At 54.8% G+C, this 22834-nt stretch carries 33 protein-coding genes; 21 read left to right on the plus strand and 12 right to left on the minus strand.

The features are described from left to right. The first annotated feature begins 8 nt into the window (after window positions 1–8). The 20 genes from B1757_RS02465 (at window position 9) to B1757_RS15675 (ending at window position 17098) form a co-directional block, all read left to right on the plus strand. Entirely contained in the window at window positions 9–1022 is a 1014-nt protein-coding gene (locus B1757_RS02465) for a hypothetical protein (protein WP_101536812.1), read from the plus strand. 86 nt (window positions 1023–1108) lie between these two features. Further along, window positions 1109–1990: a hypothetical protein gene (locus B1757_RS02470; protein ID WP_253253663.1), complete on the plus strand. Its 882-nt coding sequence runs from the start codon at window positions 1109–1111 to the stop codon at window positions 1988–1990. Next, the gene (locus B1757_RS02475) at window positions 1990–3246 is read left to right on the plus strand and encodes a TrbC family F-type conjugative pilus assembly protein (RefSeq protein WP_101536813.1); all 1257 of its coding nucleotides are present in this window, start codon (window positions 1990–1992) and stop codon (window positions 3244–3246) included. Before B1757_RS02470 ends, B1757_RS02475 begins: the two co-directional genes overlap by 1 nt. An 11-nt stretch (window positions 3247–3257) precedes the next feature. Beyond that, a complete protein-coding gene (locus tag B1757_RS02480) occupies window positions 3258–3506 on the plus strand; it encodes a DUF1496 domain-containing protein (RefSeq protein WP_101536814.1) in 249 nt (82 codons plus the stop codon). Between the two features lie 23 nt (window positions 3507–3529). Further along, window positions 3530–4783: a TraU family protein gene (locus B1757_RS02485; protein ID WP_101536815.1), complete on the plus strand. Its 1254-nt coding sequence runs from the start codon at window positions 3530–3532 to the stop codon at window positions 4781–4783. Window positions 4784–4802: 19 nt separating this feature from the next. Beyond that, on the plus strand, window positions 4803–7751 hold the full coding sequence (gene traN / locus B1757_RS02490) for a conjugal transfer protein TraN (protein WP_253253664.1): 2949 nt from the start codon (window positions 4803–4805) through the stop codon (window positions 7749–7751). A gap of 3 nt (window positions 7752–7754) precedes the next feature. Beyond that, a complete protein-coding gene (locus B1757_RS02495; RefSeq protein ID WP_101536817.1) occupies window positions 7755–8678 on the plus strand; it encodes a hypothetical protein in 924 nt (307 codons plus the stop codon). Further along, window positions 8679–9605, plus strand: a complete 927-nt coding sequence (locus tag B1757_RS14985; protein WP_143484192.1) for a hypothetical protein — start codon at window positions 8679–8681, stop codon at window positions 9603–9605. Window positions 9606–9607: 2 nt separating this feature from the next. Continuing rightward, a complete protein-coding gene (locus B1757_RS02500; protein ID WP_253253665.1) occupies window positions 9608–10879 on the plus strand; it encodes a hypothetical protein in 1272 nt (423 codons plus the stop codon). Next, window positions 10876–11775 carry a disulfide bond formation protein B gene (locus B1757_RS02505; RefSeq protein ID WP_101536818.1) on the plus strand — a complete coding sequence of 300 codons (900 nt, stop codon included), beginning with the start codon at window positions 10876–10878 and terminating at the stop codon, window positions 11773–11775. The genes B1757_RS02500 and B1757_RS02505 overlap by 4 nt, the downstream gene beginning before the upstream one ends. Next, window positions 11772–12785: a phosphatase PAP2 family protein gene (locus B1757_RS02510; protein ID WP_101536819.1), complete on the plus strand. Its 1014-nt coding sequence runs from the start codon at window positions 11772–11774 to the stop codon at window positions 12783–12785. Before B1757_RS02505 ends, B1757_RS02510 begins: the two co-directional genes overlap by 4 nt. Then, window positions 12782–13171, plus strand: a complete 390-nt coding sequence (locus tag B1757_RS02515) for a hypothetical protein (protein ID WP_101536820.1) — start codon at window positions 12782–12784, stop codon at window positions 13169–13171. The genes B1757_RS02510 and B1757_RS02515 overlap by 4 nt, the downstream gene beginning before the upstream one ends. Then, window positions 13168–13704 (plus strand): hypothetical protein, encoded by a 537-nt coding sequence (locus B1757_RS02520; protein ID WP_101536821.1) that lies wholly within the window; start codon window positions 13168–13170, stop codon window positions 13702–13704. Before B1757_RS02515 ends, B1757_RS02520 begins: the two co-directional genes overlap by 4 nt. Continuing rightward, entirely contained in the window at window positions 13701–14033 is a 333-nt protein-coding gene (locus B1757_RS02525; RefSeq protein WP_253253666.1) for a hypothetical protein, read from the plus strand. The genes B1757_RS02520 and B1757_RS02525 overlap by 4 nt, the downstream gene beginning before the upstream one ends. Continuing rightward, window positions 14030–14818: a hypothetical protein gene (locus B1757_RS02530; protein ID WP_101536822.1), complete on the plus strand. Its 789-nt coding sequence runs from the start codon at window positions 14030–14032 to the stop codon at window positions 14816–14818. Before B1757_RS02525 ends, B1757_RS02530 begins: the two co-directional genes overlap by 4 nt. Then, window positions 14818–15666 carry a hypothetical protein gene (locus B1757_RS15305; RefSeq protein WP_172437565.1) on the plus strand — a complete coding sequence of 283 codons (849 nt, stop codon included), beginning with the start codon at window positions 14818–14820 and terminating at the stop codon, window positions 15664–15666. The genes B1757_RS02530 and B1757_RS15305 overlap by 1 nt, the downstream gene beginning before the upstream one ends. Continuing rightward, the gene (locus B1757_RS02535) at window positions 15663–16355 is read left to right on the plus strand and encodes a nuclease-related domain-containing protein (protein WP_172437566.1); all 693 of its coding nucleotides are present in this window, start codon (window positions 15663–15665) and stop codon (window positions 16353–16355) included. Before B1757_RS15305 ends, B1757_RS02535 begins: the two co-directional genes overlap by 4 nt. Then, entirely contained in the window at window positions 16352–16555 is a 204-nt protein-coding gene (locus B1757_RS02540; RefSeq protein WP_101536824.1) for a hypothetical protein, read from the plus strand. The genes B1757_RS02535 and B1757_RS02540 overlap by 4 nt, the downstream gene beginning before the upstream one ends. A 51-nt stretch (window positions 16556–16606) precedes the next feature. Beyond that, window positions 16607–16768: a hypothetical protein gene (locus B1757_RS15670; protein ID WP_253253667.1), complete on the plus strand. Its 162-nt coding sequence runs from the start codon at window positions 16607–16609 to the stop codon at window positions 16766–16768. A gap of 48 nt (window positions 16769–16816) precedes the next feature. After that, a complete protein-coding gene (locus B1757_RS15675; protein ID WP_253253668.1) occupies window positions 16817–17098 on the plus strand; it encodes a hypothetical protein in 282 nt (93 codons plus the stop codon). Window positions 17099–17197: 99 nt separating this feature from the next. Here B1757_RS15675 and B1757_RS02550 read toward each other — a convergent pair whose 3' ends face one another. From B1757_RS02550 to B1757_RS02565, 4 genes are all read right to left on the minus strand, one after another. After that, window positions 17198–17494, minus strand: coding sequence for a hypothetical protein (locus B1757_RS02550; protein WP_143484193.1), 297 nt, complete (start codon window positions 17492–17494; stop codon window positions 17198–17200). Between the two features lie 23 nt (window positions 17495–17517). Next, a complete protein-coding gene (locus B1757_RS02555; RefSeq protein WP_101536826.1) occupies window positions 17518–18012 on the minus strand; it encodes a hypothetical protein in 495 nt (164 codons plus the stop codon). Window positions 18013–18167: 155 nt separating this feature from the next. Next, entirely contained in the window at window positions 18168–18761 is a 594-nt protein-coding gene (locus B1757_RS02560; protein WP_101536827.1) for a thioredoxin fold domain-containing protein, read from the minus strand. Further along, the gene (locus B1757_RS02565) at window positions 18733–19107 is read right to left on the minus strand and encodes a hypothetical protein (protein WP_143484194.1); all 375 of its coding nucleotides are present in this window, start codon (window positions 19105–19107) and stop codon (window positions 18733–18735) included. Before B1757_RS02565 ends, B1757_RS02560 begins: the two co-directional genes overlap by 29 nt. 194 nt (window positions 19108–19301) lie before the next feature. On the opposite strand from B1757_RS02565, the gene B1757_RS02570 reads away from it, so the two are divergent. Further along, window positions 19302–20246, plus strand: coding sequence for a tyrosine-type recombinase/integrase (locus tag B1757_RS02570; RefSeq protein ID WP_101536829.1), 945 nt, complete (start codon window positions 19302–19304; stop codon window positions 20244–20246). Window positions 20247–20316: 70 nt separating this feature from the next. On the opposite strand, the gene B1757_RS14990 is transcribed toward B1757_RS02570, so the two are convergent. The 8 genes from B1757_RS14990 to B1757_RS02610 form a co-directional block, all read right to left on the minus strand. Beyond that, window positions 20317–20544 carry a hypothetical protein gene (locus B1757_RS14990; protein ID WP_143484195.1) on the minus strand — a complete coding sequence of 76 codons (228 nt, stop codon included), beginning with the start codon at window positions 20542–20544 and terminating at the stop codon, window positions 20317–20319. Beyond that, window positions 20541–20798 carry a hypothetical protein gene (locus tag B1757_RS02575; protein ID WP_101536830.1) on the minus strand — a complete coding sequence of 86 codons (258 nt, stop codon included), beginning with the start codon at window positions 20796–20798 and terminating at the stop codon, window positions 20541–20543. Before B1757_RS02575 ends, B1757_RS14990 begins: the two co-directional genes overlap by 4 nt. Before the next feature lie 273 nt (window positions 20799–21071). Next, entirely contained in the window at window positions 21072–21392 is a 321-nt protein-coding gene (locus tag B1757_RS02585) for a hypothetical protein (protein ID WP_101536832.1), read from the minus strand. Then, window positions 21382–21570 (minus strand): hypothetical protein, encoded by a 189-nt coding sequence (locus tag B1757_RS02590; protein ID WP_101536833.1) that lies wholly within the window; start codon window positions 21568–21570, stop codon window positions 21382–21384. The genes B1757_RS02585 and B1757_RS02590 overlap by 11 nt, the downstream gene beginning before the upstream one ends. Window position 21571: 1 nt before the next feature. Next, window positions 21572–21838 carry a hypothetical protein gene (locus B1757_RS02595; RefSeq protein WP_101536834.1) on the minus strand — a complete coding sequence of 89 codons (267 nt, stop codon included), beginning with the start codon at window positions 21836–21838 and terminating at the stop codon, window positions 21572–21574. A gap of 80 nt (window positions 21839–21918) precedes the next feature. Then, window positions 21919–22233, minus strand: a complete 315-nt coding sequence (locus tag B1757_RS02600; protein WP_101536835.1) for a hypothetical protein — start codon at window positions 22231–22233, stop codon at window positions 21919–21921. A 31-nt stretch (window positions 22234–22264) separates the two neighbouring features. After that, the gene (locus B1757_RS02605; protein ID WP_101536836.1) at window positions 22265–22543 is read right to left on the minus strand and encodes a type II toxin-antitoxin system RelE/ParE family toxin; all 279 of its coding nucleotides are present in this window, start codon (window positions 22541–22543) and stop codon (window positions 22265–22267) included. Then, window positions 22543–22773: a ParD-like family protein gene (locus tag B1757_RS02610; RefSeq protein WP_101536837.1), complete on the minus strand. Its 231-nt coding sequence runs from the start codon at window positions 22771–22773 to the stop codon at window positions 22543–22545. Before B1757_RS02610 ends, B1757_RS02605 begins: the two co-directional genes overlap by 1 nt. Between the last annotated feature and the right edge of the window lie 61 nt (window positions 22774–22834).

The following is a 22834-nucleotide window of genomic DNA, read 5'->3' on the forward strand; positions in this document are numbered from 1 at the left end:
GGATTTTTATGCTCGGTTTCTCTCCCATGATCTGCGAGTTCCAGGGCTGGGCACAAGGCGGCCTGGGAATGGTGGTGCTCGGTGCCGGGTTGCTCTTTGCGATTGGACTGATGGTGTATTTCCGCTGGACGGGAGCCATTCCCTATGTGCTGGGCGGGGCGCTGGACATGTATTATGGGGTGCCCGTCGTCGAGAACCTGTTCCACTGGAATCAGGATTGTACGGTGGTGTTGTCACAGTTTGCTCAGGAGGAGCAATATGTGAATAACACACGTTATTGTGAAGATCACTTGTTTAGTGTGGACGAGCAGACCGGAGAGGATTGTTCCTGTAACGGAGAATCATCGACGCCGCAGTGTGAGAGCTATGCGGATGCCTGTCAGCAGGCGCTTCCAGGAGTAGAAAGCAACACCACTTATTGTAGTTGCAGCTCTGCGAACGCGCTGCAAGAGTCCACTCCTGTATGCAACACCATTCCTGACGGTGGCAAAGTTGTTGACGCTGTTCCTGCAAATCAAACCTGTTCAGGAATACTTAATAATTCGGAATGTTCTCAGTACCGACAAGATATGGCTAATGCACAATGGATTTCATCTGTTAATGCTGGTTCAGATTCTAGTCCATCAGATTTTGTTCCTGGAGCTTATTCCACATTTCAAACCCAAATTGATAACGTAACCGGCTCACCCCAAAAGGTTACTTGGTATGCTGAAACGGAACGCCAGGGATGGTATTACCTGAATGGCCAGCAAGTCGGTGAATCAAATAACTATGGCGATGTAAGTAAAATCACTATCACTCTGCAGCCTGGAGAGAATACTCTGGACACTTCTGCTTATGAAAATCCTGACACCATCGGTGATTACTATGGGACGATAGATCAAGTGGACGGTCCTAATGGCACCGTTTATTCGTCTTCCTCACCGCAATCTTGGTACGAAGTGAAAAACCCGCCAACAACACCTAAACCGCCGCCATCCGGCTCTACGGTAAACTGCTACACCCAAAGTTGCGCTGGATAGGTTGTTCGCCTGGTCTTGGAGATTCGGCAAGTTTGTCGTATATTAAATTCATGTTTATTACACTATGACATTCGAGGCCGCCTGATTTGAGATTCCGTACCACCCTGATCGCCGCTACTATTGGCATTTTCAGCATCCCGCAGGCCTTGGCCGCTCCGACGGGCATCCTCGCGCATGTGCTGGCATCCCATCATGCGGGGAAGATTCTTCGGACTTTTCCCGGCCCTGACGGATTGACGGGTGTGGTCATGGATTACAATGGCTCCAAGGCCATTGCCTACCTCACGCCGGACGGCAAATATCTGATCAGCGGTCTGGTGGCCAATCTCGAAAACGGTGAAAACCTGACCGGCATTTACGGCAACAAATACATCGGCAAGCTCCCTATTGTCCATGGTCAGGCCGCCGAACAGATCGCATTCCAGTGCGCGTCCCTGTCCGGGATCACGGTCGGCAACCCGAAGGCCGCCAATGAGATGATTGCCGTATTCAATCCATCGACGAAGTTCGGTTATCGCGTGATGGGGGCGATGATGGGTGAGGCGGGCAGCCTGCAGAAAAAAAACGCTTTCCACGTCATGTCCCTGAAGCTCGTGCCTATCGGCCCCATGGCTCCGGCGCTCTTGTCAGCCGACAATCAGGGCCGGGAAGACCGGTTGCTGAATGCACTCAATCACCACTCGATAGGCGCGACCACGACGCTCGGTGCGAATTTTGCCACGCGCAATAACACGGTACTGCAGCAAATCCACATGAAGCCCCCGTTCCTGGTCCTCTACTTCCCCCAGGCCAATATGACAGCGGCGATACAGTTGCACAGCCTCTTGCGCGTTGCCTCTGCCGTAGGATCTGCTGAAGTGCTGGCCAAGGGCTTGCAAAGTCCCCCTGCGGGGAGCAGTCCTGGCGGACAGCAAAGCCCTGCCGGGAGCATCCCTGCCGGGAGCATCCCCCCTGGGGGTGCTCCTTGATGCCGCCTATCAACATGGCGCAGGTGCAGTCCATCGTTCAACGCTCGGACAGCATCATGCGCTCGGCGGGCCAGCAGAAAGCCCCGGAGTGGGAGAAACGAGGCGTAAAACTCTCCGCGAGTGATCGGCCTACGTCCAAAGAGTTTGTTCAGCCTGCCAAAAACGACTTACAACGCTTTGCCGCCGAATACGCCATGGAATCCAATGCACAGGCTCAGGCGTTTCTCCGCAAGCGCGTCCATGGCGTGCCCGTGATTCCACCGAATCTGCACGGGAAAGCCCTGCAGGAGTATGTGGATCACACGTTGATGCACAAAGAGGAGATGCAGGCGAAAACACTGGTGTTCATCTCCATGAATATGCCCCACAGCATCTTGCGACACTGGTTCAAGGAAGTGGCTGACAACCAGAAGCTCTTTCAAAGCACGGTCTTCGTGCTACGCGGCTGGCCCAACAAACCCGAAGGCCTGCCGGACATCATCAACCAGGTGAACGGGCTCATGCCGTCTTTCAAAAAGACCGCCAATGTGGAGATCAATCCCATCGAGTTCACCGATCATCGGGTGAATCTGGCTCCGGTGATCATTCACCAGGCTCCTGACGGAAAATGGGGATCCATTGTCGGTGATGGCGACGGGCTGCGCGGTGCGATCAAGGCCATCAATGCGGGCAAAGGGAATCCGCACAAGATTCACGGCCAGACCTGGAAGATCGCTGAACCCAACATGGTCACGGTGTTCGAGAAAAAGATCAAAACCTTTAACTGGAAAAAAGCCGAAGCCGAAGCCAAAAACCGGGACTGGCAGGAGGTCCGGATGCGGATCGGCGACAAGTTGCCGGATTCCCGTCGTGGCCGCTTCTACACCTACAACCCCAGCATCATCGCTACCGCGACGATCCGCCTGCCGTCCGGCAAGATTCTGGTCCACAAGGGACAGATGCTCGACCCCCTGACCGCCATGCCCTTTGGTTGGACCCAGAGCTACATCGTCTTCAACCCCGCGCAGGCCTGGCAGGTGGCCCAGGTCGAAGCCTGGGAGAGCACCTATCCCAATGTCGTGATGATGGCGAGTGAACTGCCCGCCACCTGGGGTGCCGAGAATACGCTGGTAGATCGGTTGCAGCATCCCGTGTATGGCATTACCCCGCACCTGGCCCAGCGCCTGGGCATCAACCGGGTACCCGCACTCATTCGACCCGATGGCAAGGTCTTGTCCATTACGGTGCCGAAGGAACCACTGAAAGATAGCCAATAGGAGCAAGTCGAATGTTGATCAAAAAATCCATCACTGTTTTTACCGCCGTAGTCACCCTGGGATTTTCGGCTTTGGCGTTTGCCGGCAATCCTGCACCCACTTGCGGCAGCAATCCCTTTCAGCCGGCGCACCAATGCTGCTACGGCAATAAGGAATACAGCATAGGTTCTCATGTAAAAGAGGCGGGTACGGTCATGGTTTGTGTGGCCCCCGATCTGAATTACCAGACTTCGGCGCGTTTCAAGGAATATCAGGGGTAAATATATTGCCACCGTGCAAAAAGATGCGACGCAAAAGTGTCGGGGCGCTGATATTTTGCGCTGCGCTCGCGTTCGCATCCCCGGCACTCGCCGCAGGCGCACAAGTAGCCACCATGTGCCCGGATGCGGGGATTTTCAAAGAACTGATTGGCGGCGTCTGCTGGTCGGCCATGTTCCCGATGCGGGTGGCGGGTATGACCTGGTTCGGTGGCAATTCAGGCGTGCCCAATGGGGCGGCATCTGGAGCGACCTGCATCTGTGGCGGAAGTTTGAAACATCTGCAGCTTCCAACCATCGGTATCCAGATCGGATACTGGCAGCCGTCCATGCTGATCGAAGCAGTGAGCCATCCGTTCTGCTCACCGGTTCTGGGCGGTGTCAGTCTCGATCCCAGCTCCACGGTCGGGAGCCAATGGACCGGATCCTGGGGCGGCAACGTCGGGACTGGCGTGAGCACATCCCAGCACAATTCCACGTTCTTCAATGTCCAGCTCTGGACTTTTCCGCTGATCACCATGATGCAGCTCGCCGATATTCCGGACTGCAATACCGGGTATCACGGTATGAATCTCATGCTGATGAGCGAAGTGTTTCCGACCTGGAATAACGATCTGTTGAGCTTCCTCGCTTCTCCCGAAGAATTGCTCTACGACAATCCTATCGGATTGCTCGGTGCGACCGAAGAATGCGCCCAGGAATCCCTGGGTGCCCAACCCATTGACGATGAATACTGGACGGCGGGCTGCTGGGGATTGCTCTATCCCATGGTCGGCAGCAACCTGGGTGGCGACGATCCCATTCAGGCATCGAGTCTGGATGTGGCCCGGATGCTGGCCATGGGATTCCGGCTGGGATTTCTGGAGCGCACGACCGGCAACAGCGTCGTCTGCGGCCCACGGCGGACCTATGTGCTGCCCAAGGCCCAGTATCGCTTCCAGATCATGTTTCCCAACGACGAGACCAATCAGGAGCCGAATGCCAGCGTCACGGCTCCGAATATCAATAGCAATACAAAAACGGGGCAGGAAAGCATCCCCCCCGCCAATTATGTGACCCCTGCCGCCAGTAACCAGGGCACGGTCACGCAAAACGGCGGCGTGAACATCCAGGCTCCGCCTACCCAGTCCGGTGAATGCACGCACTGGATGGGCCAGACGCCTTTCCAGTGGGGTGAATGGGACAGTCAGCCCGCGACGGGAGAAAATTACGTCTATCTGGTCTGGCAGTGGACCAACTGCTGTCTGGGCGTCATTGGGCATACAGGAATGACGGGCTGATATGGGATTCTTCTGCTGGATGTCTCACTCCACGCGCCGCCGCCCGGTCGCATCGGCGTTTATCGCCGCCATGCTCGGTATTGGCCTCTATTACGAGTCCACGGCCACGGCATTGGCCGGGCAATTCGTGAATCAGGCGCAGGGCGGCGTGAATTTTGGAGATAATCTGCTGCTGGGCGGTCAGGAAGACGCGGCCTCTGGTGCCGGGCAGCAGGAAATGCAGGGATTCGCGGGCAGCAACCCGACCCCCGGAGAGTCGGGTGCATCCCAGTATTATCTACCGGATAATGTGGGCCTGACCCCCGGCAACGCCATCAACCAGGCGGACAGCGCCAATGCCGCCCTCATGAGTGATCCGACCTGTCCGAACGGGTGGCCGCAACCGCTGGACAGTTTCCAGAGCACCGGAGTGGGGGCCGTTACCCGTGCCCAGACGGTGTGCCAGACGGCGCTCAATGCAGAATCTCAATCCATCGAGCAGGCCGAAAGCAGCGGCGGCAATGCGGCCTATACGAACGCCCTGGCCAGTATCCATCAATTTGGCACTTCGCTCGCGGATGTGCATTCTGCCGGGAATGCACTGCTGACCACCTGTGCGCCGAAAATCCATAACCAGTATCAATATGCCCCGGCCTGCAATCTCTTGAGTCGCGCTGGCGTGCCCAGTCTAAACGGTCTTGGCGACACCTGGGCGGGTACACTGAACAATGTCACGAATGCCTGCCGATCCCTCCCCACGAGCATCACGACACCGACAGAAGCTGAAAGCCTCAGTCATACGCTCAACGGTCTGTCAGACAAGGCCGACAGCCTCATCGGGCAAACAACAGGTGTTGCAGAAGTCGGGGATAACGGTTCCATAGCACTATCCAATAACTATGCCCAGACCACTACCGCATCGCGTCAGTACCAAGAGATCTACGGGCAGTGCAATGTGGCCCAATCCTATCTGGAAAATATTTCCACCTATCCGGGCGGACTGAACAGCTACACCACGGATCCGATGCTGAACAAGTTCCTGGCCAACCCCGCGAATCAGGGCATGATCAACAAGATGATGCCGTTCATCGAGAGCAATCCTTCGGTATTCAGCCAGTATTACCAGAACGTCGCCTGCACGAACAACAATCTGGACATTGCCAACAGCGGGACCAGCTCGACTTCGGTATCCACCACCAGCACCAGTGCGCCCAGTATTCAGTCGAACCCGGTCGCCTGTTCGGAATCGCTCTCCACCCACACGAGTACGGGATGGATCGACGCCGCCGACTGGCCGGACCCGAATGCAAAGTGGATCTACGGCACGACTGGCGGTTGTGGGGCGGGCGTGCCCAATGGTCAGACCGACATGATGGAAGGCACCTATTCCAACACGACCGGGGCCACGATCAACGCCACGCTCTACATGGCCGCTGATGACAAGGGTGTCGTGGACATCAACGGCACCCAGGTGGCGAGTTATAACGATCAGGGAAAATCTGGATCGCAAGCCTATCCCTCTACGGGCGGCGTGGTATCCGTGCCGGTATCCCTGCCTGCCGGTCCTGATGAAATCCTTTTTTACATCACCAATGATGAAGCGGGCACCACAGCAGCCAACCCCTCTGCCGGGATCCTCTCCATCATCGGGACGGTCAATGGCACCCGGCAGGTGCTCATCGACACCAACGGCCACTGGCTGTACACCCCGACCAATGGATCCTCTTCCAGTGGTACCGTCACCATCAACCCCGGTCAGACGGTGACGGGCACCAACCCCAACACCCACGCGCAGAGCATCCTCTGCAACAGCCCGATCAAGTGCATGGGTACCCAATGTCATGCGCTCTTCGGGAATCAGGACTTGCACTTTTCGGAAGCTCTAACCGCACTCTCTGCGCTGCAGCAGATGGAGCAGAGTATGCAGTGTGCCAGTGGCACATCCATCGCTGCTGGAAATTGCCAGCCGATTATTTTTCAGGGGAAGGCAAGTTACTGCCGGACCTGGCCATTTGGAGGGACATTTACCAATAATTGTTGTAAGGAGGGTGAGCAGGCGGCGGCGAACGGCCCGAATATCGGTCAATATCTGGAGTTAGGAACAAATGCCTGGAGCATAGCCAACAATTCTGAGCTGGATGCTAATGTTTCAGTGTTTGGTGATTTTCACGCATGGAATGAAAGTGTTTATAAACAGTTTGACACCTGGGCCTCAGACGGATGGCGATATATTACCAGTGCATTCAAAGGCGCGGCCCAGGGGGTAGAAAACGCTTTTGGTTTTGGGGGGGCGTCTGCGGCTTCCAGTGCGGGAGGCGCATTGGCTTCAGCAGGGGCAAAAGCGGCAGCGCACGCAGCGGCATCTAAAGGACTTATATCTGGGGTTGAAAGCCAAGTTGAAGGATGGCTCAAGAACGAAGCCACACAGATTCTCACCAATTTATTTGGCCAAAACATGGCGAATCAAATCATGAGCACCATAACCAGCACCATTATCCCGATAGTTGGCTGGATTATGCTGGCCTATGAGGTTTTTCAGATTCTTCAAATTATCGCGCAGATTCTGACATCCTGTACAAAAGAAGAGTTCAAGCTGGGTGAAAAGCGCAAGGTCCACGAATGCCAAAACATCGGCACCTACTGCACGGAGAAGTTCCTGGGATTCTGCCTGGAGCACAAGGACATCTTCTGCTGCTATGGATCCCCTCTGGACCGAATCATTGCATCGCAAATCAAAATCGGGCAACCGAGTGTGGCAGGGGGATATGGGACACCCAAAAATCCGAACTGTTCCGGATTTACTCCCCAGCAACTGGCGGATGTGGACTGGAACGACGTGTCACTTTCGGCATGGACGGCTATGCTTCAAAAAGCTGGCTTGACTGCTGGAAGCAATAAGGCTGGCTCTGAAATGTACACGCCGGGGCAGATTGATCATCCAAATGGTGATGTCAATGCTGATATGGCTCCGCAACCGATAGAGGAATAATAGATGAAAAAACTGACCAGAATTGTTTATAAATGTGGTTTGGGTTTTGCCGTTGTTGCACTGGCCGGGTGCGCTTCTGCACCGTCAGTCATGTCGAGTGGCGACAATCATAAATTTCCCACATTACAGCGTGCGCTAAAAAACACTTCCAATGTTACCCATTGGAAAGGGTGCAGCGGTTCATGGGGAAAATATTATAGAGAGTGCCAGACGGAGTTTATACTCCAAACAGTAGGCCCAGCGCCCCTTATTTCCGGATCAGTCAAGAGCGGCAATCTCCCCGCAGGAATGCAAGGACTCTCGGATGCTATCAATATATCCAGAATTGTCACTGGTGCGACCATGGCTGGGATCGGAGGTGTCGCTTCCGGAAATATGGCTTTAGGAATAGCGGGATTACTGTTGGCTAATGGTGGGCCAGATCTTGCCGGACTAAAAACCTATCAGGCTGGTAACGCTATCTATGCCACACGCTTTTTTGCCAACGACAAAGAGGCAAAGGCAGAAACACCTCAAGCTGCGATACTGGAGGCAAATATACCCACTCATTTAGCTGGAGTAGTCGTTGGACATACATCATGGAAAGATCATGGGGTCATTTGGGAGCCGCATGAAATGCGCTGGAGACTTGGTTCTGGATCCTACGAAATCAAGTACAAAGCCCGTCCTGCCAGTGTTTCTGTAAGGCTTTCCCCGGTTGCTGTATGGGTGACGAAGCTCAAGCCCCTTGCTAATAACTATGCGCTAACAGATCAATGGAAATGGGGTTCTAACACATCAGTTTCACGGCAAGAAGTAAATACTCAGGCATTTTCCAAAAAACATCCGCATTGGATTTTTGTGCTTGCCCGATATAAGCAAGAACCGCTGCTTTGCGTGAACGGAGTTTGCAAAGAGCCTACAAAATCGGCTAAGGCAGAGTCCTAAATGTTCAGCCGGAATACCCAATGGCTCCTCACCGGAATCCTGCTCGGATTCTCGGTACAGGCGTGGGCGTATTCCGGCGACACCATTCAGGACGATATTGCCCGTGAGTTTTCTGGCGGGCCAACGTCCTACACCATTCCCCTGTCCGCGCCGACCCAATCGGAGCCGACCACTTCCCCGACGAATAACTGCGAAGCCACTCTGCAGCAGGAAATGGGGGATGGACAGATTCCCACAGATGAGCAGTGTGATTGTCCGGTAGGGGCAACACAGCCCGTCTGTACGGCATTACCCGCATCGGATTGTCCGAATCTTCTGCAGATCGAAGAAAATCGCCTGGGCAGCGATGCACAGTATGAAGACTGCACCTGCCCGACCGGGGCCAGTACCCCGCAATGCACGAGCTACTATCAGCTCTGCAAAGCGGCGCTGCCGAATTATCAGAACAGCACCAATGAATGCACCTGTTCGCAGACCGCGACCAGTGCGGTGCCAGCATGTACCAGCGATTACAGTATTTGCGAGAGCCGTGCTGGAAGTTATGAAAATAGCAGCACCACCTGCACCTGTTCGCAAACCAGCACGGAACCGAATTGCTGTACCACCACCACGGTGCAGAACTGCACGACGACGCAGCCGAGTTGCACGACGACGCCTAATTGTGCAGTTTATTATAATTCTACTGTTGTTTGCGGTCGCAATCCTGATGGATTGTCGTTTGGTTTTAGTGGTAGCAGCAGTAGTTTCAGCTTATGCGGGATAAGTGATACGACCGAGGAAGTGACTGGTAGTAACTGTAGCGAGTTTTCTTCTGATTCTTGGTATTGCACCTTGACGCAGACAGGCAACTGTCCTACGAAAAAAACTTGCAGCCCTCCTGTCACCACCTGCCACCCCGTCACCACGAAAACCTGCAAGACGGAATAGCCATGCGAAACCGCCTCTTGTTTGCCCTTTTTTCGCTATCCGCCATCACCCTCCCGCTGGCGGCACAGGCCGCATCAGTGTACGGCATCACCGGTGACGACCTGCAGATGAACACTTTAGGCGAGTCGTATATCCACTCCCGGCATACCGGCCTCATGCCTTACTGGGGGCCGTGTTATCGGTGTACGACGCAAATCGAAACCGAACCGACCTGCACCCCCGGCACGCAAAATCATGTGCTCGCGCAATGGACCAATGCCGGAAACAGCTCTTGCGGGGGTTATGAAAGTGATACCTTCGAGGCCTACACGCAATGCACGAACAGCGGGGTTGTACAGATCGTGCTACAGAACAACTCCTACGATCCCGGTGCCAGCGTAGGGCAGAAAAACTATGGCGTGACTGTGCCCATATCGGTGCCGCAAGGCGGCAACTACGGTCAGGGCCTGAACATGAACAATGTGTTCGGCGGTTCAAACAACTGCGACCAGAACTTTGACTGGATGCCGACCTATGGCATCACCGGGGAAGATGTGAACGGCACATTCAATGGCACCGTGACGTTCGGGAACTATCTGTCGCCAGGGCAATATGAACAGAGTCCGTCATTCCCGGTCGTTTTCCAGAATTACAAGCTCGTGTCGGTGCGGACCTGTCAGCAATACGCGCCGCTATCCACGGAATGTAAAACGCCACCCCCTGCGAGCCAGTTGAACCAGCCGACCTATTCATGGGCCTGCAACACTTCCGAAAACGGCTGGCAACCCGGTTCTGTTTGTACGAACCCCGCCATTCAAGGCAGTGGCGCGGAATGGTTATTCGGATCCAATACCGGCATATCGGGCACGGCACAGGCTGGCTACTCGATCATGCAGGCAACCTACGACAACCCCACAGACGGCACGATGCCGGCGACGCTGACTTTTGCGGCAGACAATTTCGGCTGGGTATGGGTCAATGGCGAACAAGTGGGTTATACGAACACCTACACGTCCCTGACGACCATCGCCATATCACTTCCGCCGGGGGAGGATACCGTGGATTTCATGGTGATGAATGATCCCGATTCACCATCCACGGATCCTACGGAGTTCGAGAATCCGGCTGCAGGCATTCTGGCCATTACCAACAGTGCCGGGCAGACGATTCTTTCCACCAACGATACCGATTGGACAGAAATAGATAATCCCCCGACCAGTCCCGACCCCTCCCCCCAAAGCCTGCTCCCGGCAGGCTATACGCCGCAGAACTGTGCGGCGGGAGGGTGCGGATGAGTACGCGAAACCTTGCTGGTAGCTTTACGAGCCTGGGTAGCACCCTGGCAGCGGTCGTATCCGCCAGCGCCGGCGCTTGCGCGGGCGGAGTCTGCCTCGCGGGTGCCCAAGCGGGTATCTCGACATTTTCTGCATCCGCCACGAGTTTCAGTGCATTTGCGGCTGCCAGCAGTGCGGCTGAGGGCGCTGCTGAAGTATCTGGGTCCCTGACACAAAGCGCGTTTCCCTGGTGGATGAGGCTCGCGGTCGCGGCACTGATCCTCTCCACAATCTATACCGCCGTCATCCTCTCCCGACATCCGGCGGGGATTCGTCTGGCGATACTCTCAGCTCTGGGCGGCACCTTAGCGGTCATTGCGGAGCTGCACTGGCTGCCCGTGGGGAAAAGCGGGGAACTCCTGGCTATCGCGGTCGGTGTAACGCCTCTGGTCCTGGGGCCGTTACTCATACGATGGCAGGGTTTTTTTGCCCGTATCCAGTGGGGCATTCTGCTGACGACCAGCACTCTGGCGGCTATCGCCTTGATCTGGGTGTTTGCCTTGCAGTTTTTTCAGGCTCTGGAGCCTTGTGCCTTGTGCTGGGTGGAACGCTTTGCGATAGCCGGGATCATCCTGTCATCCCCCGTTACCTGGATACAGAGGACCAGAGGGATCTATCTGGCTTTTGGTTCAGCGGTTGTCGGTCTGGTGGCCGTCTTCGCCCAGCTTGCCGAGATCCATCATGCCGCGCACGCCGTTGCAGGCTTCTGCAGCCTGTTCTCACACACATCCTGTGCGGTTGCCGGATCACAGCTATTGGGACCGTGGCCCATTGCGCTCGATGCGGGCGTGTTTTTTGCGGTGATCCTGGCGCTGGTCCAGATCGCCTGGAGGGTATCCCCAGAGGAATCCAAATGAGAAATCTCAAGGCTTTGCATCTGCCGCGCCCGGTCATCGCTTTTCATCCCCGCGCCTGGACGGGAAATTTCCGCAACGGCATCCGCACGCTGTTCACCTGGCCAGAGGTGTTACTGGGTTTGATTCTGGCCGCTATAGACGGATTATTGCTGGTCATCAGCGGCTTTCAGGTCAATGACTTTTCAGTAGCGGCCACTGGCATCATGATCGCATACTGCTTCATTGCGTATGCGTTCTATGCCGGCAGAGGGCTTGCACCCGGCAAAGGGAATACGAGTAATCCCCGGCAGGCCATGGCCACACAAACCCTCATGGGCCTGGGGGCGTTTGTGCTGTTCAATGCCGCTGCCGACGTTCTGGACTACATCCTGACCGGATCCGTGGTCATGCCCGAATGGGACAGCCGCTTCGCTGCCTGGGACCTGGCTCTGGGCTTTCACTGGCTCGACTGGTATCATTTTGTGCTTGCGAATCCGGTTTTTCACGAAACCTTGCGCGTGGTCTATGACCTGGTGGGTGGCGAGATCGTGCTGCTGGTGATTGCACTACCCATGAGCGGCCATATCCGCAAGGCCCGCTGGCTGGTTCTGTGGTACATGGTTACAGCCCTGATCACGATCTTTGTGGGCCTGTTGATGCCCGCAAAAGGGGCTTTCGTCTACTACCATCTTCCCGTCGCCCAGCATACGGGCTATGTGCCGGTCATGGCGGATCTGCGGGCCGGTACATTACACACCATCAATCTGTTGAACTCGCAGGGGCTGGTGGTATTTCCGTCCTTTCACGCCGCACTCGCGGTGATTTGCGCGGCGGGTGCCTGGTCATGGAAGTGGCTGCGGTATCCATTCCTGATCCTGAATCTACTGATCATCGCCTCTGCGCCATCCCAGGGCGGGCACTATGGGGTGGACGTGCTGGCAGGGGTTGCTCTGGCGCTAGGCACCATTGCGGTCGTGCGGCCACAAAGAACCACGGCAAGCGGCATAGGCGTAAGCGAGGCGCAATCATGACGGATCATACCGGCCTGCCATCCATTCCCGCGCTCTCCGCAGATCGAGAGTCCTGGATTCAGTCCTGGCGGCAAGCCTTGGGCGCTTATCGCCTGATGGCCGGCTACCTGGACCATCTGACTGATCGCTGGGCGCAGGAAATGGCCCAGGCTTATCTGGAACCCTGGTATAACGGGGATCCGGCAGATCTGCCGCAAATCCGGATGATCGCGCAGCGGTTGGGGCCGTTGTATCTTCAGGCCGTTCAGGACGCGCGTCCTGACGAACAAAACACACCAGCAGATCCCGCATCCTGCAAGGATGCGCAAGTTTCCGGCGTGGAATTGCCAAGGACAGAGAATCTGCAGGAAAACCAGCTCGATTTTTTTGAGGAATTGTCATCATGAATGCCCATTGGAAGCTCGATCTCGATGTGAGCATGATCATTTTCTGGCGTTATTTCTGGCGCATGGCGCTCTTTACGCTGTTCGGCGCGGTTATCCTGAATGAAACAACGCATTGGTGGCTGAGTCATCACCACTACACGAAAGTGCAGGCGCTGATGACAGTCCATATCGGCACGCTGATTTTTCTGTTGCTGTTGCTCTTCTACGGTATCGGCATCTGGGCCGGAAAACTCATCACCCGTCCCCTGAAAATCCGGGGAGAGATCATTCAGGTGAGTGTCGTGCGAAAAAATGGTCAGCCATTATCCATACTGCACAAGGCACTGTCCTGCTGGTGGGGATTCAACTGGCGCAACAGCCTGCTTTTTGTCCTGCTCGCCATGCTGATCAGCAGCGCGTCTTCGGATGCCATGGCGCTGGGATTATTGTATCTGCCGATGATGTTCGCCATCGGGATTTTTTCGATGTGGTGGTGGATCTTCCATCCCCTCGGCGGTGTGCACCTGGTACTGCAGAAGGAGAGTTCGCTTTGAGCATAACAACCCCCAAAACCCTGAAAGGATCCCTGGTCCGGCAACTGCTTTACAGTGTCGCAGGAGCCGTGCTGACCTGGCTTGTGGCGATGCTGATCGTAATCTGGCGGGATCACTTCATGGGTTATCATCCCGGCCATATTGCATGGCTGGCGGCACAACCCCTGCCCTGGACGCAGACCATACACCAGGCGCTGCATATCGCCGGCATCTGGGCCGTCATCGCCCTGGGTGTCGGCTTGCTGATGACCGTGGCCATCAACGTCGTCAGTGGCCTGGTGGTACTGCTGGGCATGGCGAGTACCAGAGGGAAGGGAGGCCGTGCATGAGCAACGTAAGTAAGGTACGCACACTGGCTCCGCATCTGCACGCGGAGGGGCGTATGCGGGATATCCAGATGGCCGCGCTCGACTGGATCTACCGCTTCGGCAGTACCACCCGTGATTTTCTAACGCAGGATCTATTCAACCCGCAGGAATCGCGGGGACTGGACCGGACGCTGTTTACCCAGGGCTGGGTACGCGGGATTCCGTGCGGGATTCATTCGGAAAAATCCGGAAAAGAAGCGCCGGGGGCGATTCTGGTGCTTACTGAAAAGGGGCTGGAACTGGCCCGAAAACGCTATGCCGAGCCCTGGGAATATCCGGAGCTGCACTGGGAAACCTGCAACGATTTGCGCGTCAATGAACGTATCTGGTCGCAGCAGCTCACGGCCATGAACTACCGGCAAGGCGGAATGCGTAAATTCTGGACGCGCCGGATGCTGCCGGACGATGACTATCCCTATCCGGATATGGAATGGATCATGGAGGATGGTCGCCTGTTGGCCATCACCGTGGACACCGGGGATTATTTTCCGGCCCGTCACCTTTCCTGTGTCGCTCTCTGCGACCGGGAAAGCCGCGAACGGCGCTATGACCGGGAAGTGCTGATTGCCGATGATTACGGCATCGTCAAGGACTACCACGACCGCCTGAAGCCGGGAGAGCGCCTGCCGATCTGGGAAGATGATCCCGAAGATTTCACCCCTGTTGGCGAGGTATTGGTCCCGGACCTGACCCGGCGGATGATCGTCTTTCTCGCGGACCCCTGGGGAGAGGTGCTGGTGTCGTGATGTCGCATACGCATACCATTCTGGTTCTGATTTTAGTGGGTTTATGGGTGTATGTTGCCATACTGGAATCGGTGAAAATTTTTTCGGCAAGCTATTCAATAGGATTCTGGGATGCCTGTTTTGGTGACGCTCGCAAAGACCCTGCTCCCGGAAAAATTCCTGCTCCCTTGAACCAGATAGCGGCCAAATATGTGGCAGAAGTTTATGGAGACGCGCATCTTCCACGATGGCTGCGTCGCCTGCAGGCAATAGTTACCGCAATTTGGGTCGTCGGTTTATACGGTTTTTTGTTTGCCGTACTGGTGTCAGAATCTCGACATCTACAGCCTTTACAGCTTTCCCTGTTCTTTGGCTACATGCTTTTTTTTCTGCTGTCCGGACTGTTGGGGCTTATCGGTGCCGCTATGACACGTCGAGCAAAAATACGATTGTGGCTCAGGCCAAGAGCTGAAAATGCGGTACAAACCATTCGAGCTTCTGTCGAATGGTCGAGCATTGTGGGTTTGTTGCAAAGCTTAAAGCCAGAATATCCTGTCTGGTGGCCCTATGCACAAGGGAAAGGTGATTTCCTTCGCCAAATCTGGAGAGTGTTGAAGCTGGCTGTCCCTGTCGCCATGGGCGTCATTGCTTTTTTCCATGCTGGAAACCATTGGGATTTTGGTTCTTATCAGGCCTGGCTGGAAAAACTATTGATGGTTTTAGCATTCGCTGTGGAATGGCAAATGCTGGCAGCCTGCCTGATCCATTGGGGAGATTGGGAAGGGACAAAACTTTCGACGAACGACACCTTCCCTTTGCATATTCTCCTCAAGGATATTCAGGGCTTGCGCATAGAGGGGGTTTCATGATCTGGGATGTCATTTTTCCGGGTGTGATTCTGGTGAGCATCGGTGGGCGGTTCCTACGCCGCCAGATCAAGGGTGCTGTGGGTGAACAATCCGTATCACTGACTATCAAGGGCATGGGCTTGCCCATCCAGAATGATGTCACGATTCCCGGCAAGCGGGGATTGACGCAGATTGATCATCTGGTGCTGACGCGCTCCGGCATTGTCGTGCTGGAAACCAAGAATTACAGCGGCTCCCTGTACGACCAAGGCCGCAGACAAGGGTGGATCCAGCGGTTTCCGGGCGGGAAGCAGAACCGGCTGCATAATCCTCTGGATCAGAACTACGGCCACATCAAATCCGTGGAAGCACTGGTGCCCGGTGTACCGGTGACGGGTTTTGTGGTCCTGGCAGGCTCCGCACGCTTTCCCCAGGGCGCACCCGAAGGGGTGGTCACGACACGGGAGCTGAAGCGCACGCTGAAAGGCCTGCATCTTGGTGAAGGGGTTGCACCCTGCAAAGGGCCGGTTCCGCAGCGGATTCAGGATGCCTGGGTGAAGCTGCAGCAGGCGGATTATCGGGACAGTGCATCGCATCGGGAACAGATGCGTCAGGTCACGGGCGGCGGGATGAATTACTGGCTTCAGACCGGGGCACCGTGGATCACGGGCGCTGGCCTGGCCCTGGTTCTGGGAGGAATCTTTTTGTGAAACAGATTTCCGCGCTCATCGAGAAAATCTCGGCTGTTTTTGCACTGCTGGGGGCGATAGGGTGCGCGGCGGGGGGCGTCTATCTGCTGTGGGCGGGCGCGGAACGGCATCTGGACGTGCTGATCATTGCGGTCTTGCTGTTTTTCATGGCGGCGATGGAGGTGGTTGTTACAAGGTCGCTCTGGAGGGGGGAGAGGTGACAGCTTTCACTGAAATATCCGTCGGCCATACTGAATACATTTAGATCACCGATGATCCCGCCCAAAACGGTCATCATGATCCTGACCCTTGCGGGTGTCGTCCTGCTCAGAGGACTGCGCCGTTATTTCGTGCTGTTCTGGATGGCGGCATTGCCGGGGGTAATACTGCACGAACTCAGCCATTGGACAACGGCCTTGTTCACCAATGGCTAGCCATCATTTCCGCGCTTGTGGCCGCAGAAAATCCCCGGCGGATACATCATGGCCCGCGTGCCCATTCGCAATCCCCGCTGGTACAACGGGGTGTTTATCGGCCTGTCGCCCCTGTTGCTGATCGTGATCGCCTTTGCAGCGATGGTGTATGGTGCTCCGCAGGCATGGAGCTGGGCGCAGGCCTGGCGGGTGGTCATCATCCCAATCATCGCCGCAGAATGCCTGGTCGAGTGCATGCCGTCGCCGGCGGACTGGCGGATCGCTGGGAAGTCACTGTGGCCGCTGCTGGCGGCGGGGGTGTGTGTGCTGGTTTTTCGAGTATCCACTTGATAGCGCCCGCCAGCCAGGTCTGGAGTACGGAGATCTATTCGACTGAGGACTTTGCTGATAGTGCCCCCCCCAAAAAGCATGGGCAATAGGTTGGGCCGATCAGAGCCAGCCGCGCCCCAGTGCCTGCTTCAGATCGTCGGGCAAAATGATCGCAAACAACACCGTGAGCGCGATTGCGAGCAGACAACACCCTCCGAACGTAACGATAAATCCAGGCCAGCCCCCAGCATGATTGAGAGCGATGATGTCGCTGCGGAAATACACGGCAGCGGCCACCGTCGTGACTATCGTTGCGATGCTTGCGCCGCAAATCCAACGAGTGCGCTTGATGCGCTCCTGCATAGCCCTGGCTTTTGCGTTCAAAATACCCTGTTTTTCCTGTGTAGAAAGTCGCATATCGTGCTCCTTTGATTTTGTTATCATTGTGAATCCTCATTGTTGATTATATTGTTAAACCGAAAACTCCGCCAATCAATCACCTGATACTTGTGCCGGGAACGCCGCAGGGCTGCAGCTCTGAAAAGCTCCCGCATCTTCTCAGGCGACACATCGAAACCCAGATAGGTTTTCTTGCAGCCCCCAAAGGCTGTGCTTTTGCGCCACCAGGTATCCACCTGCAGCCATTCCCCGAACAGATCCTGGCAGAGATCCACCTGGTAGAGCCGCTGCTTTCCGGGCTGTTCCCAAAGGCCGGTGATCCAGCCAGTTTCCGGATCCCGCGTGGACAGAATCTGATCCGTAACGGATGCGGCGATGGCCTGATGATTGACGCGCATCCTTTGCGGATGCGGCAAGGCGGGTTTGGGTGCCGGTTCCGGATGGTTTTCCGGTCTGGAAACCGGACGCACACGAGGGATCGTGGCGTGGATGGCCTGGGCCAGTCTTCCAGATATGGAGATGGGATGGTGTCGCATGTCGTGCTCCTGTGCTCGAACTTACAATGTGCCAGCGCGGTTTTGATAACATATTGCAGCTTTTCCCCACTTTCTGCGGCTTTTCCTCACTTTCTGCGCCATACCCGCATGAGACGCAGCAGGCATATGGGTATTTCCACTTCTCAGCGATGGCATCAGGGCATCCGTCCCTGAACAATCGCTTGCAGGGCTGATGCCGGAAACAGTCCGCGAATCATACCGACGTGGCCGTCTGCAAGACCATGACCGTCAGGCAATCGAAAAACCAGATCCGGCACCACGTCATTCCCGGTCTGCAGCAAAAACTGCAGATTGCGCTCGATGCCGGCCCGCACCGGGGCGCTGGGCGTCATACTTCGGATTCCCCCCGACCCATCCCGCAACACCCCCTGAAAATCCACCGCCAGGGCGTGACCAGGCCGTGGCGAATCCAGAATGGACGCTGCCTTGCCCAGACTGGACGGCGTGAGAATGGCCACCGGAATATACCGCACCGTGAGTTTTCCGGATTGGATGAACGGCAGTTCCCGCTGAAAGGCTTCCGCACAGTACGGGCAGTTCGGATCGAAAAAATCATACACCACCACCGGGCCGGTACCGATCTGGATATTGGCCGTCGTCGCCAGAGATTTCCAGAACCGATGCCAGCCCCCCGATGCGTGCGCCGGCTCCGCAATCGCTATAAGTCCGAACAGGACGGCGCAGACCAAGAAAAAAGGGTTATGCTTCCACTTCTGTATGGTTTGCATCTGTATCTGCATGAGAAGCCGATAATTCAGCCGTGCTGCTGGATATTTGTGCTTCAGGCGCTTTCTGGATATTTTCTTCTTTACTCCCTTTCCCATCGCTGTTCAGCCAATCCATAAAGGCGTCATACTCAGGATGCCGTATGCCGGTCATTCCGCGATAGTTCTCAACAGAACGCTCCAGAGAGCGGAGAGCCGCTTTAATGAGTAATCCATCCCGATCACTTTTGCTCTTGGCGATTCTCTGGATACCGAGCGAAACTTCCATAATCTCCAGATCAACCGCATCATCACCGATAATATCCGCGCATACCCTACGAACTGGGCCGGGGTCAGATCTCTTTGCCATGATGTATAATCTCCGTTTTGTGTTCGATGTGCGGTTATAATATCACTGTAACGACACAAATAACCACTATTGGCTTTATGTAGGAATAAGATTTGTGTAAAATAGGCGCTTCAGGTACCGATACGGGGTCACTGTAGAGGGAACAATACCCGTAATGTTCCATCCACACCAAACAGAGAAGCGAAAAAGACGCGATGATCGACATAAATGATTGGATGCAGCAGTTTGAAACATGGCTCAGAGGACCGAATTTCGCAAATCCCTACTCGCAGGTCAGTATTCGCGGGTATTGCGCGAATGTTCGACGTTTTCTCGAAGCACTGGATTATGACGGAGTGGAGTTATTGCATGAGGTCAGCATTGCCATGGTGCGGAAATATATCCGAACAGGGCAGCATGGCGAGAAAAGCAAGCGGAGCACCCAATACGTCAAGATGGCCTCTTTGATGCTGTTTTATGAGTTTCTGGAGAATGTGGACCATTCATTACCGAATCTCGTGATTCAATATCAGGAAGAGAATCGGAGCAAAAAAGAGCGCAGATCAGGCGGCATGGGCGGACGCATCGAAAAGCGGCTGGTTCCGGTATTATCCTGGGCAGAGGTGGATAAGCTGCTCAATCACATAGATCGGGGCCATACCTATGCCGCCATGCGCGACAAGGCGCTGGTTCGTTTTATTCTCGATACCGGTTTGCGGGCAGCCGAAGTAGTGGCCATGACCACCCAGGACGCCAGCGCGTATTTTGAGGGCCGGATCCGCCTGGTCGGGAAAGGGAACAAGGAACGCCTGGTGCGCTTTCAGCCGGAAGGCTTGCAGCCAGCGGAGGGCTTTCAGCCGGAAGGTATCGAGGCGATGCGCAACTGGCTGCAGATCCGGCACCGCTCCCATCCGGAGAACGACATGCTGTTCGTGACCGATCAGGGCAACGCGATTCCACCCAAGATGTTGCATACCATCATCTCCCGGATACTCGACCGGGCAGGGATCCACAAAGCGCAGAACGGGCCGCACTTACTCCGGCATACCGCCGCGAGCGCGTGGCTGGCCAAGGGCATGGACTTGCGCCAGGTGCAAGAGAATATGGGGCATTCCAACATTGCGACCAGCAGCCGGTATCTGCATTTGTTGGATGGATAGGAGGAGAGGATTTTGCTTTTTATATCTATTACGCCAAGGGTGGGCAACCCCGTCAAGATAAATCAGAACCTCAGCGCCGTTCAAAATACTTTACAGCCTTGTGTGTGCCAGAAACTATAGTCCAGCCTTCATATAGCCAGTAAAGAAAGAGCATACCAATGACTGCGGCTCGAAAGATATCAGCGCCAAACAAAGGAATAAATGATGTAATAGGATTTGCTAAAATCCATGCAAGCCATGCTGCAAAAGAAACGCCAACCGTATGAAGTACCAAAATTTTTGAGCGCACGCGAATCATTTTTTATCTTCAGTTTCTGCGTCTATATCTTTGCTTAACGTGTCACCGTCATGCGTTAAGCTATTATATGATTTGAGTTCGTTAATGCGGTTATCAAGCATTTCTACTATCGCTTTCTTTTCTCTAAGTTCTCTCTCTAAAGCTTCAAGTTGTTCCGCTGTTGTCTTATACTCAACACGCTTTACATTCTGTCTATTCCCATAATTTTTATTTTTTATAACCTTCCACAAATTTGTTCCATCACGCTTTTTCATACTTCCTCCACAAATTTAAGGTAAAGAATATGCATAAGTAGCAACCACGTAGCAACAACCATATACAGAACAGGCAAGTGCGCTGCCTCTGGTGCAAATGAACTGAAATAACCTACAGGGATTGCCTGCAAGGTCAGCGCCAAGGTCATCCACATGAATGAGCGCGGGGTCTCCACGGATTTATCTCGAACTGCGTCGATGCACTGCCTGTAACGGAGAAGCTGGATAATCATTCTTTTATCATTCCATCAGTACCGCATATTCGATGCGTTATCAACATGGCAAATTGTTCGACAAACTGATCGGCGGATTCATCAGCGCACGCATCGGTTCTTGTACCCATATGCCCGATATAGGCATATCAAGATCCGTCGCAGGCACTTCATCTATCTGTATCCTGGCTGAAACGAACAACAGATAGGCACCACGACAGCAACCAGCCACACCGAACAGCACCATGACCGCTGTATTACCGGAGAGCATGGCCGCATAAGCAATAATGGCGGCTATCAAAAACAAGCCAAGATAGATCAAGAACAGCACCAATCCAAACGCCATGTCCAGCAATAATGCCTCTATGCGTTCATTCGTCATTTTTTGAGCGGCCTTTATCACGGTCACAAAGCACGTCAACCACGACGACTCCATCACCCGCCATGGACTTGTCTATAACGCAAAGCCCAACCTTATCACTCATGCCAAAACGGGAAGGACCAAAAATGACATCATGCTTGGTCATGTCTTTTCCATCTATCCAAAGGTTCTTTTCCATTTTACAATCCTCCACGATACTTGAACGAAACCTCATGACACTGCGGGCAGACAAAAACCTGCACCTTGAGTTTTTTCTCGAATGCTTCCTCGCCATCATCGGCCATCTGGCCGCCCAACATCCCCAGGGCAGCGCCACCGATTCCGGTCAGCCCGCCCATCCGAATCCCGTGGGCACCCATGTCCTGCATCTGGGTCTGGCTGCCGCCTGCAAGGCAGCAGGGGCAGGTGGCCGTGATGTTTTCCTGGTGTTCTCCAAATCCAAACATACTGTTTCTCCTTTCTCGATCATAACAGGCACGCTTGCGCTATGCCGCTCTATGGTGATCTTGGCGATTGCCAGGATCCGTCATACCTTTCCACTATCCCTGATGGTGATGGTCGGGTGTGAACGTGGCGTATAGCTGCCCTGGCGCATATAGGGCACAGGTTCACCCCGGTATTCTGGACGTGTTTCCTGTCCGGATTCATCTGGCTTTTCCCGAAGCCGATAGCGTATGGGCTTCTCCCCATGACTACTGACCAGTCCATCATTATGCAACCTGGAAATGGCCGCCCGGACATTGAATACCCGGATCTGCAGCTTGTCCGCGATTTCCTGGGCGCTTTGCCAGGAATCGTCCAATGCACCATTCACCGCCGCGATAATTTCTTTGCTTGACAACGATCTCACCAAACCCAAACATCCTTGCCTTTCAGCGTTTCAAATCACGATAGAAATTCTCGTGCGCACCGATGGCTTCCAGATAGACCAGGCGCACCGAATCATCCACGGTGTAACCAAGCAGATACCATTGATTCTGGCTGCGAAACTTGTACACGAGCAATTCCGCCAGATCGCCTTTCTTTCGCTCCCCGATGGATGGATCAGCAGCAACAACCTCGATGGCAGCATCCACATCGACGACCACATTGTCATGCAGCTTTTTGTAGGCACGGGCAAAACGACGAGTCTGGCGAAGTTCATAGCGCATCAGGTCCGCGACCTGGGAACGAAAGCTGTTGTCTCTTCCCGTGGCTCGGCCATGGAAGCCAGTGATTCCGCGATAAAACTCGCTGGCAGATCGGGGTTGTCGAGTGCAGCTCGACCTATCTTGGCCCAGTATTCGATTTGCCCGGCGATGGTGCGATGTTCAATACTGGCATCGGAACGCGCCAACTCATATAGCGCCTGATCAATACGCACAGATGTTGTGGTTTGCATGATATTAATACCCGTCGCTAACCTGTTATATTGATAATACCACAAAAGTGGTAATTACCTA

The sequence above is a fragment of the Acidithiobacillus marinus genome (assembly GCF_002847505.1).
Lineage (GTDB): Bacteria > Pseudomonadota > Gammaproteobacteria > Acidithiobacillales > Acidithiobacillaceae > Acidithiobacillus > Acidithiobacillus marinus.

Excerpts from the sequence above, each read along its gene's own strand:
- B1757_RS02590 (WP_101536833.1), bottom strand. The coding sequence starts at position 21,570 with ATGGAAAAGAACCTTTGGATAGATGGAAAAGACATGACCAAGCATGAT.
- B1757_RS02510 (WP_101536819.1), top strand. The coding sequence starts at position 11,772 with ATGAGAAATCTCAAGGCTTTGCATCTGCCGCGCCCGGTCATCGCTTTT.
- B1757_RS02605 (WP_101536836.1), bottom strand. The coding sequence starts at position 22,543 with ATGCGCTATGAACTTCGCCAGACTCGTCGTTTTGCCCGTGCCTACAAA.
- B1757_RS02530 (WP_101536822.1), top strand. The coding sequence starts at position 14,030 with ATGAGCAACGTAAGTAAGGTACGCACACTGGCTCCGCATCTGCACGCG.
- B1757_RS02515 (WP_101536820.1), top strand. The coding sequence starts at position 12,782 with ATGACGGATCATACCGGCCTGCCATCCATTCCCGCGCTCTCCGCAGAT.
- B1757_RS15675 (WP_253253668.1), top strand. The coding sequence starts at position 16,817 with ATGGCCCGCGTGCCCATTCGCAATCCCCGCTGGTACAACGGGGTGTTT.
- B1757_RS02475 (WP_101536813.1), top strand. The coding sequence starts at position 1,990 with ATGCCGCCTATCAACATGGCGCAGGTGCAGTCCATCGTTCAACGCTCG.
- B1757_RS02505 (WP_101536818.1), top strand. The coding sequence starts at position 10,876 with ATGAGTACGCGAAACCTTGCTGGTAGCTTTACGAGCCTGGGTAGCACC.
- B1757_RS02585 (WP_101536832.1), bottom strand. The coding sequence starts at position 21,392 with ATGACGAATGAACGCATAGAGGCATTATTGCTGGACATGGCGTTTGGA.
- B1757_RS02610 (WP_101536837.1), bottom strand. The coding sequence starts at position 22,773 with ATGCAAACCACAACATCTGTGCGTATTGATCAGGCGCTATATGAGTTG.
- B1757_RS14990 (WP_143484195.1), bottom strand. The coding sequence starts at position 20,544 with ATGATTCGCGTGCGCTCAAAAATTTTGGTACTTCATACGGTTGGCGTT.
- B1757_RS02465 (WP_101536812.1), top strand. The coding sequence starts at position 9 with ATGCTCGGTTTCTCTCCCATGATCTGCGAGTTCCAGGGCTGGGCACAA.
- B1757_RS02595 (WP_101536834.1), bottom strand. The coding sequence starts at position 21,838 with ATGTTTGGATTTGGAGAACACCAGGAAAACATCACGGCCACCTGCCCC.
- B1757_RS02565 (WP_143484194.1), bottom strand. The coding sequence starts at position 19,107 with ATGGCAAAGAGATCTGACCCCGGCCCAGTTCGTAGGGTATGCGCGGAT.
- B1757_RS02520 (WP_101536821.1), top strand. The coding sequence starts at position 13,168 with ATGAATGCCCATTGGAAGCTCGATCTCGATGTGAGCATGATCATTTTC.
- B1757_RS02535 (WP_172437566.1), top strand. The coding sequence starts at position 15,663 with ATGATCTGGGATGTCATTTTTCCGGGTGTGATTCTGGTGAGCATCGGT.
- B1757_RS15305 (WP_172437565.1), top strand. The coding sequence starts at position 14,818 with ATGTCGCATACGCATACCATTCTGGTTCTGATTTTAGTGGGTTTATGG.
- B1757_RS02575 (WP_101536830.1), bottom strand. The coding sequence starts at position 20,798 with ATGAAAAAGCGTGATGGAACAAATTTGTGGAAGGTTATAAAAAATAAA.
- B1757_RS02570 (WP_101536829.1), top strand. The coding sequence starts at position 19,302 with ATGATCGACATAAATGATTGGATGCAGCAGTTTGAAACATGGCTCAGA.
- B1757_RS02555 (WP_101536826.1), bottom strand. The coding sequence starts at position 18,012 with ATGCGACACCATCCCATCTCCATATCTGGAAGACTGGCCCAGGCCATC.
- B1757_RS02495 (WP_101536817.1), top strand. The coding sequence starts at position 7,755 with ATGAAAAAACTGACCAGAATTGTTTATAAATGTGGTTTGGGTTTTGCC.
- B1757_RS14985 (WP_143484192.1), top strand. The coding sequence starts at position 8,679 with ATGTTCAGCCGGAATACCCAATGGCTCCTCACCGGAATCCTGCTCGGA.
- B1757_RS02550 (WP_143484193.1), bottom strand. The coding sequence starts at position 17,494 with ATGCGACTTTCTACACAGGAAAAACAGGGTATTTTGAACGCAAAAGCC.
- B1757_RS02560 (WP_101536827.1), bottom strand. The coding sequence starts at position 18,761 with ATGCAAACCATACAGAAGTGGAAGCATAACCCTTTTTTCTTGGTCTGC.
- B1757_RS15670 (WP_253253667.1), top strand. The coding sequence starts at position 16,607 with ATGATCCCGCCCAAAACGGTCATCATGATCCTGACCCTTGCGGGTGTC.
- traN (WP_253253664.1), top strand. The coding sequence starts at position 4,803 with ATGTCTCACTCCACGCGCCGCCGCCCGGTCGCATCGGCGTTTATCGCC.
- B1757_RS02480 (WP_101536814.1), top strand. The coding sequence starts at position 3,258 with ATGTTGATCAAAAAATCCATCACTGTTTTTACCGCCGTAGTCACCCTG.
- B1757_RS02500 (WP_253253665.1), top strand. The coding sequence starts at position 9,608 with ATGCGAAACCGCCTCTTGTTTGCCCTTTTTTCGCTATCCGCCATCACC.
- B1757_RS02485 (WP_101536815.1), top strand. The coding sequence starts at position 3,530 with ATGCGACGCAAAAGTGTCGGGGCGCTGATATTTTGCGCTGCGCTCGCG.